Below are 18,397 nucleotides of genomic sequence, written 5' to 3'. Positions count from 1 at the left end.
GGGGGTCAGGCGAACCAGCCCTGCGGACGCGGACGGGTATTGCGCCAGATGTGCTTGGCCTCCCGGTACTCCGCGAGCCCGCTGGGCCCCAACTCCCGCCCGGTACCGGACTGTTTGAACCCGCCCCACTCCGCCTGCGGGAGACAGGGGTGGTAGTCGTTGATCCAGACGGTGCCAAGACGCAGCCGGGAGGCCACCCGCTGCGCCCGCTCCTCGTCGCCGGACCATACCGCCCCGGCGAGCCCGTACACGGTGTCGTTGGCCAGCCGCACCGCCTCGTCCTCACCGGCGAAACGTTCCACCGTGAGCACCGGGCCGAAGGACTCGTCGGCCAGCACCGACATCCCGCTGTGGCAGCGGTCGAGGACGGTCGGCAGGAAGTAGTAGCCGTCGGCCAGGGCCGGATCGTCGGGGCGGGTGCCACCGCAGCGCAGCCGGGCGCCCTCCGCGAGCCCGGCCGCCACATACGCCTCGACCTTGGCCCGGTGCGCGGCCGAGATCAGCGGGCCGGTCTGGGCCCGCTCGTCGAACGGCCCGCCGAGCCGGATCCGGCGGGCCCGGCGCACGACCTCCTCCACGAAGGCGTCGTGCACCGGGTCCTCCACCAGCAGCCGGGCCCCGGCCGAGCAGACCTGCCCGGAGTGGAGGAACACCGCGCTGAGCGCGTAGTCCACGGCGGTGTCGAAGTCCGCGTCGGCGAAGACCACATTGGGGTTCTTGCCGCCCAGCTCCAGCGAGGTCCGCTTGACCGTGCCCGCGGCCGCGGCCATGATCCGGCGCCCGGTCCGCAGGCCCCCGGTGAAGGACACCATGTCCACATCGGGGTTGTCGGTGAGCGGGGCCCCGGCCTCGGCGCCGGGGCCGAGAACCAGATTGGCCACCCCGTCCGGCAGTCCGGCCTCCGCCAGCAGCCGCATCAGGGCGATCGCCGTGCTGGGGGTCAGCTCACTGGGTTTCAGTACGAAGGTGTTGCCCGCGGCGAGCGCGGGCGCGACCTTCCACGCGGTTTGCAGCAGCGGATAGTTCCATGGCGTGATCAGCGCGCAGACCCCGACCGGTTCATAGACCACCCGGCTGACCGCGTGCTCGCTGCCGGTGTCCACGACCCGGTCCGCCTCGGTGCGCACCAGCTGTCCGTAGTAGCGGAAGCACGCCACCACAGCGTCGATGTCGACGTCGCTCTCGGCGAGGCGCTTCCCGGTGTCCAGGGACTCGGCGCGGGCGAGCGCGGCCTTGTCGCGCTCCACCAGACCGGCGACGCGCAGCAGCAGATCGCCGCGCCCCCCGACCGGGGTACGGGGCCACGGCCCCTGGTCGAACGCCAGCCGGGCGGCGCCCACCGCCTCGGCCGCGTCCTTGCCGCCGCCCTCGTCGACGACCGCCACCAGCGATCCGTCGGCCGGGCAGCGGATCTCCCGGGTGCGCTCGTCGATCGCGCCGGTCCACTGGCCACCGATGAAGAGGTCCGTCACGGGCATTCCTCCGCTTCCGGGGTCGGGACATGGTCGGTCACCCATCGGTGGAAGGCGCCGATGTGGTGTTCGCTGGGGACGAGCACCCCGCCGTCGCGGTAGGCGCGGGAGTCCATGGCGGGCTGGGTGCGCTCACAGGCGTCGAAGTCCTGGGTGTTGACCCGGTGGAACAGCTCCACCGACTTCGACAGATCCGAATCGGACGCCACCACTTCGGGTGCGTAGAGCCAATCGCATTCGACCAGCGTGCGATCGGCGGCGAGCGGGAACATCCGGTGCATGATCACGTGGTCGGGGACCAGATTGAGGAAGACCTGCGGCCGTACCGTGATCGCGTAGTAGCGGCGGTCCTGCTCGTCGGCGATCCCCGCGAACCGGTCGAACCCCTCGCTGCCGTCCACCGTGAACCCCTGGGCCTCCTCGGCGAACTCCGCGCCGTGCCCCACGAAGTACTGCGCCGCCAGGCCGTCCGCGAACTCCGGGAGCACCTCGGTGAGTTCGGGGTGGATGGTCGCGCAGTGGTAGCACTCCATGAAGTTCTCGACGATCAGCTTCCAGTTGGCCTTGACGTCGTAGGAGACCCGTCGGCCCAGCGCCAGCCCCGCCACGTCGTAGCGCTCCACGGAGTCCGTGTCGCCGAGCCGCTCGGCCACCGCCCCGATGACCGTCTCCTCGAACGACGGTGGCTCCTCGGCCAGGCAGACCCAGACATAGCCGAGCCATTCGCGAAGCCGTACCGGCACCAGTCCGCGCTCGACCCGGTCGACATCGGGCATCTTCGATAGGTTGGGGGCGGCGGTGAGCCGGCCGTCCAGATCGTAGGTCCAGGCGTGGTACGGGCATTGCAGCGAGCGCCGCACCGTACCGGACTCCTCGGTGCACAGCCGGGCGCCGCGGTGGCGGCAGATGTTGAGGAACGCCCGTGGCTCACCCCGCCGGTTGCGGGTGATCAGCACGCTCTCCCGGCCGATCCGCACGGTGCGGAAGGCGCCCGGCCGGTCCAGGTCGGCCGCGCGCACCGCGCAGAACCACATGGCCTCGAACAGGTGCTCCTGCTCCCGGCGGAAGACCCCGGGAGCGGTGTACCAGTGGCCGGGGAGAGTGGCGAGCAGACTGGGGGGCGTGATGGCGGGGGACTCGGGAGCCACAGTCATGGGTTCTCCGTAAGGGGTCGCGGCGGTCAGCCGACGGGGTCGAAGAGCTCGATGGGACGGGCGGTGTCACCGGTGAGTGCCAAGGGGGCCTCCAAGCGGTCGCTTCCCGCTCTCTCGGCGCTCGGTGTCAGCGGCGGATGCGCTCCATGCGCGGATCGAAGAGGGGCTCGGCGGCGACGGTCGCGGGCACCTTCTCGCCGAAGTACTCGATGTGGACGGCGGTGCCGGGCACGGCGGCCGCGGCGGGCAGCCAGGCGTAGGCGACGGTCCGGCCGATGGTGTAGCCGTAGGACGCGCTGGTCACATAGCCCGCAGGGACGCCGTCGGCGTACACCGGCTCCTTGCCCATGACGACCGCGGCCGGGTCGTCCAGGGTGAGACAGGTCAGCCTGCGCGCCGCCGTCTCCTCGGAGCGGCCCTCGAGCGCCGCGCGCCCGATGAAGTCGCCCTTGTTCATCCGGACGGCGAAGCCGACCCCGGCCTCGTAGGGATCGTGCTCGGTGGTCATGTCATGGCCCCAGGCGCGATAGCCCTTCTCCAGCCGCAGGCTGTTGAAGGCCGAGCGCCCGGCGGCGATCACCCCGTGGCGCTGTCCTGCCTCCCACAGGGTGTCCCACAGCCGCAGCCCCATGTCGGCGGTGGTGTACAGCTCCCAGCCGAGCTCGCCCACGTAGCTCAGCCGCATCGCGGTCACCGGGACATGGCCGATGAAGGTCTGCCTGGCCTTGAAGTAGCCGAACGCCTCGTGCGAGAAGTCGTCGCGGGTCAGCGGCTGGACCAGCTCCCGGGCGAGCGGGCCCCACACGCCGACGCAGCAGGTGCCCGGGGTGATGTCCGCGATGTGCACGTCATCCGGCGCGTGGCGCAGCAGCCAGTCCATGTCCAGCCCGCCGTTGGCGCCCACCTGGAAGTGGTGCTCGGAGAGCCGGGCGACGGTGAGGTCGCTGCGGATGCCCCCGGCCTCGTCCAGCAGCAGGGTGTAGGTGACCGCGCCGGGCTTCTTCGCCAGCTGATTGGTGGTCATGCGCTGGAGGAAGGCCGGCGCCCCGGGCCCGGTGACCGCCAGCCGCTTGAGCGGGGTCATGTCGTACAGCGCTACCCGCTCCCGGGTGGCCCTGGCCTCGGCGGCGGCGATGGGCGACCAGTAGCGGGCCGACCAGGCGTCGCGCGGGGGCAGTTCGACGGACTCGGCGAGCGCGGCGTTCGCCTCGTACCAGTGCGGCCGCTCCCAGCCCGCCGCCTCCAGGAAGTATCCGCCCAGCTCCCGCTGCCGCACGTGGAACGGGCTGACCCGCAGCGGACGGGGCTGCTCCATCGGCTGGAGCGGATGGATGACGTCGTAGACCTCGACGAAGTTCTGCTGACCCCGCTCGGTGACGTAGGCGGGGGAGCGCTGGGCGTCCTCGAAGCGGTACAGATCGCATTCATGGACGTCCGTGCCCGGCCGCCCGTCCGTCATCCACTCGGCAACGGCCCGGGCGACGCCCGCGGAGTGGGTCACCCACACCGCCTCGGCCAGCCAGAAGCCGCGCACCTCGCGGGACTCGCCGATCACCGGCATACCGTCGGGGGTGAAGGAGAAGACGCCGTTGAAGCCCTCCTCGACCCGGGCCGCGCCGAGCGCGGGGAGCAGCCCGACGCTCTCCTCCCAGCTGGGGGCGAAGTCCTCCGGGGTGAACGGCAGCGAGGACGGCATCACCGGGGCGTCGTCGTACGCGGGCAGCCGCGCCGGGTCCACGGGGAGCGGGCGGTGGGCGTAGCTGCCGATGCCGATGCGGTCGGTGTGCTCGCGGTAGTACAGATCGCGGTCCTGGAACCGCAGGATCGGCTTGCTCGCCTCCGTACGGGGGTCGTTCACCCCCGCGAGCTCGGGCAGCGGCCCGGTCTTGGCGTACTGGTGGGCCAGCGGCTGGAGCGGGACGGTGACCCCCGCCATGTCGCCGATCAGCGGGCCCCAGAAGCCGGCGGCGGAAACCACGATGTCGGCCGGGAAGGTGCCCCGGTCGGTGACGACGGCGGTCACCCGGCCGCCCTCCCGCTCGATGGCGGTCACGGTGTGCCGGTCCAGGAACCGGGCGCCGTGCGAGGTGGCCCGCTCCATCTGGGCCCGGGAGGCGAGCAGCGCCCGGGCCAGCCCGTCGTCCGGGGTGTGGAGGCCGCCGAGGATCCGCTCCGGGTCCAGCATCGGCCACATCTCGGCGCACCGGGCCGGGCCGAGCAGCTCGGCCCGTACGCCCCAGGAGGCCGCGAGACCGGCCTTGCGGTGCAGATCGGCCCAGCGCTCCTCGCTGGTGGCGATCTCCAGACCGCCCACCGGGTTGAAGCAGGGCAGCCCGTCGACCTCGAGGGAGGAGAACTTCTCCACGGTGTAGCGGGCGAGGTCGGTCAGGGTCTTGGAGGGGCTGGTCTGGAAGACCAGACCGGGGGCGTGCGAGGTCGAGCCGCCGGGGGCGAGCAGCGGGCCCTGCTCGAGGACGGTGACGTCCCGCCAGCCACGGGCGGTCAGCTCATCGGCGAGCGAGCAGCCGACGATCCCGGCCCCGACGATCACGACTCGCGCATCCACGGTATTCACAGGACCACCACCGACCGCAGCACCTCGCCGCGCTGCATCTTCGCGAACGCGGCCTCGACCTCGTCCAGCGTGATCGTCTCGCTGACGAACGCCTCCAGATCCAGCTTGCGGCTGAGGTGGAGGTCGACCAGGACCGGGAAGTCCCGGCTGGGCAGGCAGTCGCCGTACCAGGACGACTTGAGCGCACCGCCCCGCGAGAACAGATCGATCAGCGGCAGATCGATGCGCATCTCCGGGTCCGGCACCCCGACCTGCACCAGCACCCCGGCCAGATCGCGCATGTAGAAGCCCTGGGTGTAGGTCTCGGGGCGGCCCACCGCGTCGATGACCACATTCGCGCCGAAGCCCCCGGTCAGCTCGCGCACCGCCTCGACCGGGTCCGTACCACGGGAGTTGACGGTGTCGGTGGCGCCGAAGCGGGTCGCCGCGTCCAGCTTGGCGTCGTCGATGTCCACGGCGATCACCCGGCGCGCCCCGGACAGCGAGGCCCCGGCGATCGCGGCGTTGCCGACGCCGCCGCAGCCGATGACCGCGACCGTGTCGCCGTTGGACACCCCGCCGGTGTGCACGGCCGCGCCGTACCCGGCCATCACCCCGCAGCCGATCAGACCCGCCGCCTCGGGGCGTGCCGAGGGGTCGATCTTCACCGCCTGCCCGGCCGCGACCAGCGTCTTCTCGGCGAACGCGCCGATGCCCAGCGCCGGGCTGAGCGGGGTGCCGTCGGTCAGGGTCATCGGCTGGGCCGCATTGCGGCTGTCGAAGCAGTACCACGGGCGGCCCCGGCGGCAGGAGCGGCAGCCGCCGCACGGCGCCCGCCAGGCCAGGACCACATAGTCACCGGGGGCGAGTGCGGTGACGCCGGGGCCCACCGCCTCGACCACCCCGGCCGCCTCATGCCCGAGCAGATACGGGAATTCGTCACCGATCGCGCCGTCCCGGTAGTGCAGGTCGGTGTGGCACACCCCGCACGCCTGCACTCCCACCAGCACCTCACCGGGGCCGGGCTCGGGCACGAGAACGGGCACCACCTCCACCGGGGCGCCCTTTTTGACCGCGACGACGGCGCGGGCTTCTTGCGGCATGGCTCACTCCTCTGTTCTCCTGCGCTCGCAGGGACCGGTGCACGGGAGCTGGCATGACTGCCTCGAAGGAGGGTGAGGCCGAGGCCGTTCAACGGCCCCCGGTTACCCCCCAGTTGCGTATAGCGCGGCGTGTTGCGCGATGGGAGACATCCTGAAAGTCGCCGCCCCGTGCGGTCAAGGGGTGCGCGTAAACCGTCTGTGAACCGGCTCTGACGGGGGATTTCGCGTAGCTCGCACGTCGCTCGGCGCCCCTGGTCACAGACGTGACGAGGGGGCCGGAGTCATCCGGCCCCCTCGTCGGGTGGGTGGGGTGGTGGGGCGGCTCAGCCGGGGAAGCCCATCCGCCGGGACAGCTCCTCGGCGGTCTTCACGGCGTACTCGGCCAGATCGGGCAGCCGGCTCTGGGCCATCCGGTACGCCGGACCCGAGACGCCGATCGCCCCCATGACCGCGCCGTCGTGGCCGCGCACCGGCGCCGCCACCGCGTTCAAGCCGATCTCCAGCTCCTCGCAGGAGTAGGCGAACCCGCGCTCGGCCGCCGTCTCCAGCTGCTGCCGCAGCTCGGCGGCGGTGGTGATGGTGTGCTCGGTGAACCGCGGCAGCTTCCGGGTCACCAGCCGCTCCCGGCGCTCGCCCGACAGATGCGCGAGCAGCACCTTGCCGCTCGCGGTCGCGTGCAGCGCGGTGCGCCGCCCCAGCCAGTTGAAGGCGGTCACCGCTGCGGCGCCGCGCGCCTGCATGATGTTGACCGCCGCGTCCCCGTCCAGGACGGCGATATTGGCCGTCTCGCCGGTCTCGTCGGCCAGCGCCCGGCACACCGGGGCGCCCTCCTGCGAGATGTCCAGGCGGATGGCGGCGGCGCCCGCGAGTCTGAGCACCCCGGCGCCCAGGTAGTACTTCCCCCGGTCCCGCTCCTGTCCGACGAGTCCGCGGTTCTCCAGTACGCCGAGCAGCCGGAAGGCGGTCGACTTGTGGACCCCCAGCTCGTCGGCGATCTCGGTCACTCCGGCCTCGCCGAGTCTGGCAAGGATCTCCAGGACGCTGACCGCCCTGTCCACCGACTGCACTGCCCCGGCGGCCCCCCGCTTCTCCTCGGCCCGATCCTCGGTCGTGTTCGTCATGGTTCTGATCTCACCATCCGACGGCTCTGCGTGGGGCCCCTCGGGCCGGGGAACTCTTGACGGCTGCCTTTCCGATCTGGATTCTGTTGCGCATCGCGCTTTTCAGTGCACTATCCACAACGCATGATACCGATCAACGTGAGGGGGGCCAATGATTCCCGTCTGCCGTATCGAGGACCTGCCGGAGGGTGAGTCGGTGCGCATCGAGGCCGGCGACGCCACCGCGCCGATCGCGGTGTTCCACACCGACGGTGCGTTCTACGCCATCGACGACACATGCAGCCACCAGGACGCCTCCCTCTCCGACGGGTGGCTGGAAGGCTGCTACGTGGAATGCCCGCTGCACGCCGCGCTGTTCGATCTGCGATCCGGCGAGCCGACCTGTCTGCCCGCCCGTAAGCCCGTACGGACCCACGCTGTCACGGTCGTGGACGGAATGCTGTATGTCCACCCCGCGACCCAGATCGTTCCCGGTCAGCCCGTGCACGCGGCGCCGGAAGAAGCCGTGGCATGACGGCGGCCAGGACGGTCACCGTGGTCGGGGCCTCGCTCGCGGGTCTGCACGCGGCGCGGGCCCTGCGCACCCAGGGTTACGACGGGCGGCTGGTCGTCGTCGGGGAGGAGCACCACCGCCCCTACGACCGCCCGCCGCTGTCCAAGGAGTTCCTGACCGGGGACGGCGACCCGGGCGGGGGTCTGGGGCCCCTGGCCCTCACCGACCCCGAGGAGGAGGCCGAGCTGGACGCCGAGTGGCTGCTCGGCGTCCGGGCCGAGGCGCTGGACACCGCCGCCGGGGAGATCCGTCTCACCGGCGGCCGCGCCCTGCGCACCGACGGCGTCGTCATCGCCACCGGCGCCACGCCCAGAACGCTGCCCCTCCCGCCGCTGGACGGGGTGCACACCCTGCGCACCCTCGACGACGCGCTCCGGCTCCGCGCCGAGCTGCGCGCGGGCGCCGAGCGGGCCGTGGTGATCGGCGCGGGCTTCATCGGCGCCGAGGTGGCCTCCTCCTGTGCCGCCCTCGGGCTCGACGTCACCGTCGTGGAGGCCGCGCCGCTGCCGCTGGTGCCCCAACTGGGCGAGGAGATGGCCCGGGTGTGCGCCGGGCTGCACACCCGGGGCGGGGCCACCCTGCTGTGCGGCACCGGTGTGGCCGGTCTGCGCGGAGCCGGCCGGGTCACCGGTGTGGAGCTCACCGACGGGCGGGTGCTGCCCGCCGATGTGGTGGTCGTCGGCGTCGGGGTGCGCCCCGTCACCGAGTGGCTGGAAGGCTCCGGTCTGGCCCTGGACGACGGGGTGCGGTGCGACGAGGGCTGTGTCACCGCGCTGCCCAACGTCGTGGCCGTCGGGGACGTGGCCCGGCTGGCCCAGCCGGGCACCGCCCGTACCGTCCGGGCCGAGCACTGGACCAGCGGCATGCTCCAGGGCGATGTGGCCGCCCGCAATCTGCTCGCCGGATCCACCGTCGAACGCTTCGACGCGCTCCCCTACTTCTGGTCCGACCAGTACGGCGCGCGCATCCAGTACGCCGGGCGGCGCGAGCCCGGGGACACGGTCCGGATCCTCGAGGGGGACCCGGCCGAGGGCGGCGGCTTCCTCGCCGTCTACGAACGGGACGGGATTCCCACCGCCGCCCTCGGCGTGGACCGGCCCCGGCCCTTCATGCGGCTGCGCCGCGAGCTGGCCCGCGCTCCGCAGCCGGCCGGGAGGTGACCGTCGGATCCGCCTCCCGGGCCCGTTCCCGGCGGCGTTGGCGGCGCATCTCGCGGGCCGTGCTGCTGGGCCGGGACACCACCCCGTAGCGCTGGCGCCAGACCTGACGGGTCACCCACACGTCCAGCACCCCCCAGGTCGCCACCACCGTGCTCGCCACCGTGGCGAGCACGACGGGGAAGGCCGACCAGGAGCCCGCCAGGGTGCACAGCAGGGCGACCATCACCTCCACCAGAGTCACGGCGATGATGATGACCGCCCGCACCGCCGCCGTACGAACGGGATCGGGCAGCCGCCGCCTGCGCGCCGGCTCCTCGGTCCACAACGGCCGGACCCCGTGCGCCGGGATGTCGCGATCCTTGTCCATCGCGTCCATGACGCTCCCACCCCTTTCCATGCTCTGCCCCGGCGCGGCCGAGCCAGATAGCGGGACTTGGGTCGTATGCCCCCTAGTGTGCCCCGTTGGATCACGAATGGCACCGACCACGGGTTCCCCTGGGGAGGGGAAAACAAGCCAAGCGCGGCCGAATAGCCGTATGCGGCGTCCGGGGGAGGAGTGCCGAGAGGTGGGGGGTAAGTCGGGGAATCGCCCGACAACTCCTGATCACGGACCGTAAGGGACTCCCTGCATCAAGTGGACACGCCTTCGATCTGTCCAACCGGCAGTAGTAGGCTCGCGCCCGCTCGATGTCGGAACTCGGAACCCCGCCCCTGGAATCGGGGTTGACGTTAGGGAGGCCATGCGCTTTCGCGGTAAGTCCATCCGCAGGAAGATCGTGGCGCTGTTGCTGGTGCCGCTCGTGTCACTGACGGCGATCTGGGCGTTCGCCACAGTGATCACCGGTCGCGAGGCAATGCAACTGCTGGACGCGTCCGACATCATCGACAAGGCGGGCCAGCCGGCCGAGGACGCGGTGCACGCCGTCCAGAAGGAGCGCAGGCAGACGCTCATCCTGCTGGCCGATCCGCGGCAGTCGGACGCCCTGCCCGTGCTCCACTCCCTACAGCGCAAGACCGACCAGGCGATCGACAAGCTGCGGGCCGCCGAGTCGGACGGCGATGTGCACGGCAAGATGAACGACGACTCCGAGGAACAGCTCGACAACATCCTCAAGGCCGCGGACGGACTGGACAGTCTGCGCCGCAAGGTCGAGGACGACGGCATATCCTCGACCCAGGCGTATGAGTATTACAACAAGCTCGTCGACCTCTGCTACACCTTCCGCAGCTCCCTCCACGCGGTGCCCGACACCGACCTCGACAAACAGGGACGTGCGCTGGTCGCCATGATCCGCGCCCGGGAGGCGCTCTCCCGCGAGGACGCGCTGTACGTCTCGGCGCTGACGGCGCGCAAGATGACGCTGGCGGACCTCCAGGCGATGTCCGACCTCATCGCCGAGCGCACCCTGCTCTACGAGATCAACCTGCCGATCCTCCCCGACTCCGAGCAGAAGGTCTTCGCCGACTACCGGCGGACCAACGCCGCCCCCGCCGCCCTGCGCGTGGCCGAGGGCAAGGCCCTCTCCTCGATGGACCCCGCCACGGCCATCAAGTCGCTGGACCAGGAGCACTGGGAGGCCGCGGCCCAGCCCGTCCTCAACGACTACGACCGGCTGGGCGAGGAGGCCACCGACCGGCTCCAGAAGCGCATCGACCCGGTGGCCAACAGCGTGATGCTCAAGGCGGGCATCGCCGGCATCCTCGGCCTGGTCGCCCTCATCGTCTCCGTCTTCGTCTCGTTCCGCATCGGCCGCAGCCTGGTCCGCGATCTGTCCCGGCTGCGCCGGGACGCGCAGGAGGTCGCCAGCGTCCGGCTGCCGAGCGTGATGCGCCGCCTCGGCGCGGGCGAGCAGATCGACGTGGAGACCGAGGCACCCCGGCTGGACTACGGCCCCGATGAGATGGGCCAGGTCGGCCAGGCCCTCAACACCCTCCAGCGGGCCGCCGTCGAGGCCGCCGTCAAACAGGCCGAACTCCGCCAGGGCGTCTCCGAGGTCTTCGTCAACCTCGCCCGTCGCAGCCAGGTGCTGCTGCACCGTCAGCTCACCCTCCTGGACACCATGGAGCGGCGCACCGAGGACACCGACGAGCTGTCCGACCTGTTCCGCCTGGACCACATGACCACCCGTATGCGGCGGCACGCCGAGGGTCTGGTCATCCTCTCCGGCGCGGCCCCCTCCCGGCAGTGGCGCAAGCCGATCCAGCTGATGGACGTCGTGCGCGCCGCCGTCGCCGAGGTGGAGGACTACGAGCGGATCGAGGTCCGGCGGCTGCCGCGGATCGCGGTCGTGGGCCCGGCCGTCGGCGACCTCACCCACCTCGTCGCCGAACTGCTGGAGAACGCCACCGTCTTCTCTCCCCCGCACACCGCCGTCCAGGTGCACGGCGAGCGGGTCGCCAAGGGCTTCACCCTGGAGATCCACGACCGCGGCCTCGGCATGACGCCCGACGCGCTGCTGGAGGCCAACCTCCGGCTCACCGAGACCCCCGAGTTCGAGCTGTCCGACACCGACCGGCTCGGGCTGTTCGTGGTCAGCCGGCTCGCCCAGCGGCAGGGGGTGCGGGTCTCGCTCCAGCCCTCCCCGTACGGCGGCACCACGGCCATCGTGCTCATCCCCTCCAACCTGCTCACCGACGAAGGCACCCGGGGGGACACCGACGACCGCGACACCGGCGGCCGTCACACCGACACCGCGCGGCGCGGCGTGGGCGACGTCCGGCTCGGACCCGCCGACGAGGCCGAGCCGGTCTCCGCGCTCGCCTCCCTGGCCGCGTCCCTGACGCACGAGGCCCACCACGACGACGCCGACGAGGACGACGAAATGGGCGGCATCTTCCGCGCCCGCGGCCTCAAGGCGCGCCAGTCCACACGCACCGGACCCGTCCCGTCCACCGTGGAGCAGCACCAGCAGGCTCCGGACGGCCCGGACCCCGAACCGGGCGGCGGCCCCGCGCCGCTGCCCCGCCGTGTCCCGCCGGTCCTGGTCGCCGACCACGGCCGGCCGGTCGAGGGCACGTCCGGCGGACGGCACAGCCGTCCGCAGGGCCCTGGGCAGCCGTCCTGGGCCGAGCGCTCCGAAGGCCAGAGCCAGGGCCAGAGCCAGGGCCGCGGCCAGGCCCAGGGCCGCGACCAGGGCCCGCGGCGCACGGGGCCGGAGCGCCGGGGCCCCGAGCAGAGCCCGGTGCCCACCCAGCGGGCGGCCTCCGGCCTCCCCAAGCGGGTACGGCAGGCCAGCCTGGCCCCGCAGCTGAAGAACGACCCCGCGCCTCCGACCGACGACCGAACCCCTGCCGAGATCGATCCCGAGCGCGAAGCCGAGCAGGCGAGGGCCACCATGGCCTCGCTCCAACGGGGTTGGCAGCGCGGTCGGCGGCAGTCGGCCGGCGGATCCGGAGGCGCGGATACAGCACCGGGAACGACACATGAGGGGGACGGTCGATGACCGCATCGAACGCCGCAGCGTCCAACGGATCGCCCAACGCTTCGGGCGAGCTGAACTGGCTGCTGGACGAACTGGTCGGAAGAGTGGGCAGCATCCGCAAGGCGCTGGTGCTCTCCGGGGACGGGCTCCTCACCGGCGGCTCACGCGATCTGTCGCGGGAGGACGGTGAGCACCTGGCCGCCGTGGCCTCGGGCTTCCACAGCCTTGCCAAGGGCGTCGGCCGCCACTTCGAGGTCGGCCGGGTCCGGCAGACCATCGTCGAACTCGACGACGCCTTCCTGTTCGTCACCGCGGCCGGCGACGGCAGCTGTCTCGCCGTCCTGGCGGACGCCGACTCCGATGTGGGCCAGATAGCGTACGAGATGACGCTGCTGGTCAAGCGGGTCGGCGTGCATCTGGGCTCGGCCCCGCGCTCCACCGGGTGACGGAGGCCGGGGGAAATGAGCGGAGACCCGGAGCGCGCCGCCCGGTGGTTCGACGACGCGGCGGGACCGGTGGTCAGGCCCTATGCGATGACGCGGGGACGCACCCGCAGCGCCGCCGAGGAGAAGCTGGATCTGATCGCGGTGGTCGTCGCCGACGGCGCCGGCCACCGGACCGTCGCCGACCAGACGCTGTCCCCGGAGCACATCGACATCGTCGAGCTGAGCCGGGACAGCCCGCAGTCGGTCGCCGAGCTGGCGGCCGAACTCGACCTTCCGATCGGCGTGATCCGTGTGCTCATCGGCGATCTGCTCCACGCCGCACTCGTCCGAGTGTCCCGGCCCGTACCTCCGGCGGAACTGCCGGACGAGAGGATTCTGCGCGAGGTGATCAATGGGCTACGGGCACTCTGACCTGGGCCGCCCTCATATCGTCGAACCGGTCACGCTGAAGATACTGGTGGCCGGCGGCTTCGGGGTGGGCAAGACGACCCTGGTGGGCGCGGTCAGCGAGATCAGACCGCTGCGCACCGAGGAGATCCTCACCGAGGCGGGCCGGCCGGTCGACGACATCGCGGGGGTGGAGTCCAAGACGACCACCACCGTCGCCATGGACTTCGGGCGCATCACGCTCCGCGAGGACCTGGTGCTCTACCTCTTCGGCACGCCGGGCCAGGACCGGTTCTGGTTCCTGTGGGACGAGCTGGCCACCGGCGCGCTGGGCGCGGTGGTGCTGGCCGACACCCGCCGTCTCGAGGACTGCTTCGCCGCGATCGACTACTTCGAGCGGCGGGACATCGCCTTCACCGTGGCGGTCAACTGCTTCGAGGGGGCCGACCGCTATCCGGAGGAGTCGGTGCGCGACGCGCTGGACCTCGACCCCGGCACCCCGGTCGTCCTGTGCGACGCCCGGGAGCGCGAGTCGGCCAAGCACGTGCTGATCTCGGTGGTGGAGCACGCGATGCTGGCCGCCGCGCGGGGCTGAACGGCACGGCCCGTACCCCGCCGTCCGGGGTACGGGCCGCCGTGTGCGCGGCTGCCGGGCGCGGCTCAGGAGTCCGCGGCCCGCTGCCCCTCCTTGTGCCAGCCGAAGCTGCGCTCCACCGCCATGCGCCAGTTGCCGTACTCGCGCGTCCGCTCCTCCTCGGTCATCCGCGGGGTCCACTCGGCATCCCGCTTCCAGTGGGCCCGCAGCTCGTCCAGGTCCTGCCAGGCGCCGGTGGCCAGCCCGGCCGCGTACGCGGCCCCCAGGCAGGTGGTCTCGGCGACCACCGGACGGATCACCGGGACGCCCAGTACATCGGCCTGATGCTGCATCAGCAGGTCATTGGCGGTCATGCCGCCGTCGACCTTGAGCGTGCTGATCCGCACCCCGGAGTCCTGGTACATCGCGTCGACCACCTCGCGCGTCTGCCAGCTGGTCGCCTCCAGGACGGCACGGGCCAGATGGGCCTTGGTGACATAGCGGGTGAGGCCGGTGATCACACCGCGGGCGTCCGAGCGCCAGTACGGGGCGAACAGCCCCGAGAAGGCCGGGACGATGTACGCCCCGCCGTTGTCGTCCACGCTCGCGGCGAGCGGTTCGATCTCGTCGGCGGAGCGGATGATGCCCAGCTGGTCGCGGAACCACTGCACCAGCGCGCCGGTGATCGCGATCGACCCCTCCAGGCAGTAGACGGGCCGCTCGCCGCCGAGCCGGTAGCCCATCGTGGTCAGCAGCCCGCTCTTGGACGGCACCGGGCGGTCACCGGTGTTCAGCAGCAGGAAGCTGCCGGTGCCGTAGGTGTTCTTGGCCTCGCCGACGCCGTAGCAGGTCTGGCCGAAGACGGCGGCCTGCTGATCGCCGAGCGCGGAGGCCACCGGCACACCGGCCAGCTGCCCGACCGCCGTGCCGTACACCTCGGCGGAGGAGCGGATCTCCGGCAGCATCGCCTCGGGGAGGCCCATCGTGGCGAGGATCGAGGTGTCCCACTGGAGGGTGCGCAGATCCATCAGCAGGGTGCGTCCGGCGTTGGTCACATCGGTGACATGCACTCCGCCGTCGGTGCCGCCGGTAAGGTTCCAGATCAGCCAGGAGTCGATGGTGCCGAAGGCGATCTCGCCCATCTCGGCGCGGCGGCGCAGCCCGGGTACGTGGTCCAGCAGCCAGGCGGCCTTGGGCCCGGAGAAGTAGCTGGCCAGCGGCAGCCCGGTGGTGTCCCGGAAGCGGTCCTGGCCCACCTCGCCGCCGAGTTCCTCGCACAGGCCGGAGGTGCGGGTGTCCTGCCAGACGATCGCGTTGTGCACCGGCTTGCCGGTGCGGCGGTCCCACAGGACCGTCGTCTCGCGCTGGTTGGTGATGCCCAGCGCGGTCAGCTCGTCGGCCCGCAGCCCCGCCTTGGCCAGCGCACCGGCCACCACGGCCTGCACCTTGGACCAGATCTCGGTGGCGTCGTGCTCCACCCAGCCGGGCTTGGGGAAGATCTGGCGGTGCTCGCGCTGGTCGACGGCGACGACCGCGCCGTTCCGGTCGAAGATGATGCAGCGGCTGGAGGTGGTGCCCTGGTCGATCGCGGCGACGTAGGTGTCCGTCGGATGCGGCATGGCGTCTCCTTCGGTCAGAAGGCTGCGTTGAAGACGAGACCCGCCAGCACGGCCCCGATCAGCGGGCCCACCACCGGTATCCAGGCGTAACCCCAGTCCGAGGTGCCCTTGTTGGGGATGGGCAGCAGGGCGTGGGCGAGGCGCGGCCCGAGGTCGCGCGCCGGGTTGATGGCGTAGCCGGTGGGCCCGCCCAGGGAGAGGCCGATGCCGACCACCAGGAAGGCCACGAGCAGGACGGAGATGCCCGAGCCGAGGACCACGGTGCCGCCGCCCTCGGTGACCGGGCCGATTCCGATGCCGTCGACCTGGCCGAACGCGAGCAGCGGCAGCACCAGCGCGGCGGTGGCGATGATCTCGGTCACGAGGTTGGCCACCGGGTTCCGGATCTCCGGGACGGTGGAGAAGACCCCGAGCGTGGGCAGGGCGGTCTTCTCATCGGCGTTGGCGGCGAACTGCGCGTAGTACAGCGCCCAGGTCAGCACCGCGCCGATCACCGCGCCCACCAGCTGCGCGAGAATGTAGAGCGGCACCTTGTCCCAGTCGCCGGTGTCCACGGCGACTCCCACGGTCACCGCCGGGTTGAGGTGGGCGCCGGACAGCGGTGCCGCGGTGTACGCGCCGGCCATGACGCCGAAGCCCCAGCCGAAGGCGATCACGATCCAGCCGGCCGACTTGGCCTTGGAGTGGTTCAGGGTGACGGCGGCGCACACGCCGGCGCCGAAGAGAATCAGTATCGCGGTGCCGATGACCTCACCGGTGAAGATGTCCCCATTGCTCATGGCGGCTCCTAGGACCTCGCCCGGGGCGGGTGGCCCCGGTCCTCCGTGCTGGGTCGTTTCGAGCGTGCGGGTGCATCGGAATCGCCCATGGGGGGTGACCGTGGAGAGAGCCTGCGCGCGGCGACGCCGACTGACACCGCAGCAGTGTTCACCGGTGGTCAGGGAGCGTCAAGGTGATGGACGGCAACGGTGTTCGTGACAACCGTAAGGGCGTTGCCCTGGTATCGCCGTCCACCAGGGCGCCACTTGGGCACCGGGCAGTCACCGCACAGCCACCCGGTAGCCACCGCGGAGTCGCTTCCCGGACGCCGCTCAGCGGACCGCGACGACCGATGAGCCGTGTCCGAACAGCCCCTGATTCACGGTGATCCCGGCGCGCGCGCCCGGCACCTGCCGCTCGCCCGCCTGCCCGCGCAGCTGCCAGGTCAGCTCACACACCTGGGCGATGGCCTGCGCCGGAACCGCCTCCCCGAAGGACGCCAGCCCCCCGCTCGGATTGACCGGGATCCGCCCGCCCGGCGCCGTGGCCCCCTCGCGCAGCAGCTTCGCGCCCTCACCGGGCGCGCACAGCCCCAGGTCCTCGTACCACTCCAGCTCCAGGGCGGTGGACAGGTCGTACACCTCGGCCAGCGACAGATCCTCCGGTCCGAGACCCGCCTCCTCGTACGCGGCCCGCGCGATGGAGGGCCGGAACGGATCGGGGACGGGGGAGCCCGGCGGTGCGGAGTCGGTGGCGATGTCCGGCAGGTCCAGCGCGGTGCGCGGATGGGTGGGGGAGACCGACGAGACGGCGCGGACGCGGACCGGGCGCGCCATCCCGAGCCGCCGCGCCGTCTCCATGCTGCCGAGCACCAGCGCCGCCGCCCCGTCGGAGGTCGCGCAGATGTCCAGCAGCCGCAGCGGATCGGCGACGACCGGGGACGCGGCGACCTCCTCGGCGGTGACGGGGGAGCGGTAGCGGGCGTACGGATTGGCGGCGCCCGCAGCCGCGTTCTTCACCTTCACCCGCGCGAAGTCCTCGGCCGTGTCGCCGTAGAGCGCCATCCGGCGGCGCGCCCAGAGCGCGAAATAGGCGGGGTTGGTGGCGCCCAGCACCCGGAAGCGCAGCCAGTCCGGATCGTCCGGCCGCTCACCGCCCGCGGGGGCGAAGAACCCCTTGGGCGCCGCGTCGGAGCCCACCACCAGAACCGTGTCCGCCATACCCGACAGGATCTGGGCGCGGGCGGTGTCGATGGCCCGCGCGCCGGACGCGCAGGCCGCGTACACGCTGGTGACGCGGGCGCCCTGCCAGCCCAGCGCCTTGGCGAAGGTCGCGCCCGCGACCTGCCCCGGATAGCCGCAGCGCACGGTGTTGGCGCCGACCACGGACTGGATCGCGGACCACTCGAGCCCGGCGTCCGCCAGCGCGGCCCGCGCCGCCTTCGTGCCGTACTCCACGAAGCCGCGGCCCCACTTCCCCCAGGGGTGCATCCCGGCGCCGAGCACCGCCACCTCACCGGTCATGACGCCTCCCCGGGACCGGGCCGCCCGTCGGGAACCGGCCGCTCCCCGGGGACGCGCCCCTCCCCGGGAACCGGCCGCCAGTGCCAGGTGGTGAGGGTGCGCCCGTCCTCCTCGGCCAGCACCCCCGGCACCACCTCCACCTCCAAGCCGATGGCCAGATCGGCCACGGTCACCCCGGGGGCGCCCTGGCCCAGCACCACCATCCGCTCGGCGGCCAGCTCCACGGCGATGAGCGTGTACGGGCGCCAGGTGCGCTCGGGGTCGGACGGGTAGGGGGCGGGCGGCCGGTAGCGGCCGTCGGTGTACGACCACACCCGCCCGCGGCGGGACAGCGGGACCTCCGCCAGCTCGGTGCCCGCGCAGCCCGGGGCGCGGCAGAAGGTGTCCTCCCGGGGGAAGTACACCGCCCCGCAGTCCCGGCAGCACGTCCCCAGCAGCCGGAACTCCCCGCCCTCGGCGGTGAACCACCCCTCGACCACGGGCACACGTGTGGGGGACACGGCCCCTCCCGATACCTCGTAACTGACGATGTGTCAGAAGTGTGGCACGG

16 protein-coding genes are annotated in these 18,397 nt (G+C 72.2%); 6 read left to right on the top strand and 10 right to left on the bottom strand.

Annotation, left to right across the window (positions count from 1 at the left end; translation table 11 throughout):
- Nucleotides 1–5: 5 nt before the first annotated feature.
- The 5 genes from ABD329_RS40900 to ABD329_RS40880 all read right to left on the bottom strand — a co-directional run bounded on the left by ABD329_RS40900 (nucleotide 6) and on the right by ABD329_RS40880 (nucleotide 7,404).
- Nucleotides 6–1,472 carry an aldehyde dehydrogenase family protein gene (locus tag ABD329_RS40900; RefSeq protein WP_198275412.1) on the bottom strand — a complete coding sequence of 489 codons (1,467 nt, stop codon included), beginning with the start codon at nucleotides 1,470–1,472 and terminating at the stop codon, nucleotides 6–8.
- Nucleotides 1,469–2,626, bottom strand: a complete 1,158-nt coding sequence (locus ABD329_RS40895; RefSeq protein ID WP_198275411.1) for an aromatic ring-hydroxylating oxygenase subunit alpha — start codon at nucleotides 2,624–2,626, stop codon at nucleotides 1,469–1,471. Before ABD329_RS40895 ends, ABD329_RS40900 begins: the two co-directional genes overlap by 4 nt.
- 127 nt (nucleotides 2,627–2,753) lie before the next feature.
- Nucleotides 2,754–5,192 (bottom strand): GcvT family protein, encoded by a 2,439-nt coding sequence (locus ABD329_RS40890; protein WP_309142614.1) that lies wholly within the window; start codon nucleotides 5,190–5,192, stop codon nucleotides 2,754–2,756.
- Between the two features lie 5 nt (nucleotides 5,193–5,197).
- Nucleotides 5,198–6,283, bottom strand: coding sequence for an S-(hydroxymethyl)mycothiol dehydrogenase (locus ABD329_RS40885; RefSeq protein ID WP_198275409.1), 1,086 nt, complete (start codon nucleotides 6,281–6,283; stop codon nucleotides 5,198–5,200).
- Between the two features lie 323 nt (nucleotides 6,284–6,606).
- The gene (locus ABD329_RS40880) at nucleotides 6,607–7,404 is read right to left on the bottom strand and encodes an IclR family transcriptional regulator (protein WP_044579287.1); all 798 of its coding nucleotides are present in this window, start codon (nucleotides 7,402–7,404) and stop codon (nucleotides 6,607–6,609) included.
- 151 nt (nucleotides 7,405–7,555) lie between these two features.
- Between ABD329_RS40880 and ABD329_RS40875 the strand changes: the two genes are divergently transcribed.
- Both ABD329_RS40875 and ABD329_RS40870 read left to right on the top strand, forming a co-directional pair.
- On the top strand, nucleotides 7,556–7,918 hold the full coding sequence (locus tag ABD329_RS40875) for a bifunctional 3-phenylpropionate/cinnamic acid dioxygenase ferredoxin subunit (RefSeq protein ID WP_086880347.1): 363 nt from the start codon (nucleotides 7,556–7,558) through the stop codon (nucleotides 7,916–7,918).
- On the top strand, nucleotides 7,915–9,117 hold the full coding sequence (locus ABD329_RS40870) for an NAD(P)/FAD-dependent oxidoreductase (RefSeq protein WP_198275408.1): 1,203 nt from the start codon (nucleotides 7,915–7,917) through the stop codon (nucleotides 9,115–9,117). Before ABD329_RS40875 ends, ABD329_RS40870 begins: the two co-directional genes overlap by 4 nt.
- On the opposite strand, the gene ABD329_RS40865 is transcribed toward ABD329_RS40870, so the two are convergent.
- Nucleotides 9,065–9,514 carry a hypothetical protein gene (locus ABD329_RS40865; protein WP_281062813.1) on the bottom strand — a complete coding sequence of 150 codons (450 nt, stop codon included), beginning with the start codon at nucleotides 9,512–9,514 and terminating at the stop codon, nucleotides 9,065–9,067. The two genes, ABD329_RS40870 and ABD329_RS40865, sit on opposite strands and share 53 nt — an antisense overlap.
- A 343-nt stretch (nucleotides 9,515–9,857) precedes the next feature.
- On the opposite strand from ABD329_RS40865, the gene ABD329_RS40860 reads away from it, so the two are divergent.
- From ABD329_RS40860 to ABD329_RS40845, 4 genes are read left to right on the top strand one after another with little or no spacing between them, the layout of a single operon-like run.
- Complete coding sequence (locus ABD329_RS40860) at nucleotides 9,858–12,560, top strand: nitrate- and nitrite sensing domain-containing protein (protein WP_198275407.1); 2,703 nt, start codon at nucleotides 9,858–9,860, stop codon at nucleotides 12,558–12,560.
- A complete protein-coding gene (locus ABD329_RS40855) occupies nucleotides 12,557–12,985 on the top strand; it encodes a roadblock/LC7 domain-containing protein (RefSeq protein WP_198275406.1) in 429 nt (142 codons plus the stop codon). Before ABD329_RS40860 ends, ABD329_RS40855 begins: the two co-directional genes overlap by 4 nt.
- Before the next feature lie 15 nt (nucleotides 12,986–13,000).
- Entirely contained in the window at nucleotides 13,001–13,396 is a 396-nt protein-coding gene (locus ABD329_RS40850; protein WP_198275405.1) for a DUF742 domain-containing protein, read from the top strand.
- Nucleotides 13,377–13,967: a GTP-binding protein gene (locus ABD329_RS40845; protein ID WP_198275404.1), complete on the top strand. Its 591-nt coding sequence runs from the start codon at nucleotides 13,377–13,379 to the stop codon at nucleotides 13,965–13,967. Before ABD329_RS40850 ends, ABD329_RS40845 begins: the two co-directional genes overlap by 20 nt.
- Nucleotides 13,968–14,032: 65 nt before the next feature.
- On the opposite strand, the gene glpK is transcribed toward ABD329_RS40845, so the two are convergent.
- The 4 genes from glpK to ABD329_RS40825 all read right to left on the bottom strand — a co-directional run bounded on the left by glpK (nucleotide 14,033) and on the right by ABD329_RS40825 (nucleotide 18,347).
- Nucleotides 14,033–15,565 (bottom strand): glycerol kinase GlpK, encoded by a 1,533-nt coding sequence (glpK, locus tag ABD329_RS40840; protein WP_198275403.1) that lies wholly within the window; start codon nucleotides 15,563–15,565, stop codon nucleotides 14,033–14,035.
- A 14-nt stretch (nucleotides 15,566–15,579) separates the two neighbouring features.
- The gene (locus ABD329_RS40835; RefSeq protein WP_198275402.1) at nucleotides 15,580–16,344 is read right to left on the bottom strand and encodes an MIP/aquaporin family protein; all 765 of its coding nucleotides are present in this window, start codon (nucleotides 16,342–16,344) and stop codon (nucleotides 15,580–15,582) included.
- A gap of 312 nt (nucleotides 16,345–16,656) precedes the next feature.
- Nucleotides 16,657–17,847 carry a lipid-transfer protein gene (locus ABD329_RS40830; protein WP_198275401.1) on the bottom strand — a complete coding sequence of 397 codons (1,191 nt, stop codon included), beginning with the start codon at nucleotides 17,845–17,847 and terminating at the stop codon, nucleotides 16,657–16,659.
- On the bottom strand, nucleotides 17,844–18,347 hold the full coding sequence (locus ABD329_RS40825; protein WP_309142613.1) for a Zn-ribbon domain-containing OB-fold protein: 504 nt from the start codon (nucleotides 18,345–18,347) through the stop codon (nucleotides 17,844–17,846). Before ABD329_RS40825 ends, ABD329_RS40830 begins: the two co-directional genes overlap by 4 nt.
- Nucleotides 18,348–18,397: the final 50 nt, after the last annotated feature.

The sequence above is a fragment of the Streptomyces javensis genome (genome assembly GCF_039525925.1).
In the GTDB taxonomy this organism is placed as follows: Bacteria; Actinomycetota; Actinomycetes; order Streptomycetales; family Streptomycetaceae; genus Streptomyces; species Streptomyces asiaticus.
The sequence above is the reverse complement of the archived record's forward strand: the minus strand, read 5'-3'. Positions and strand labels throughout refer to the sequence as shown.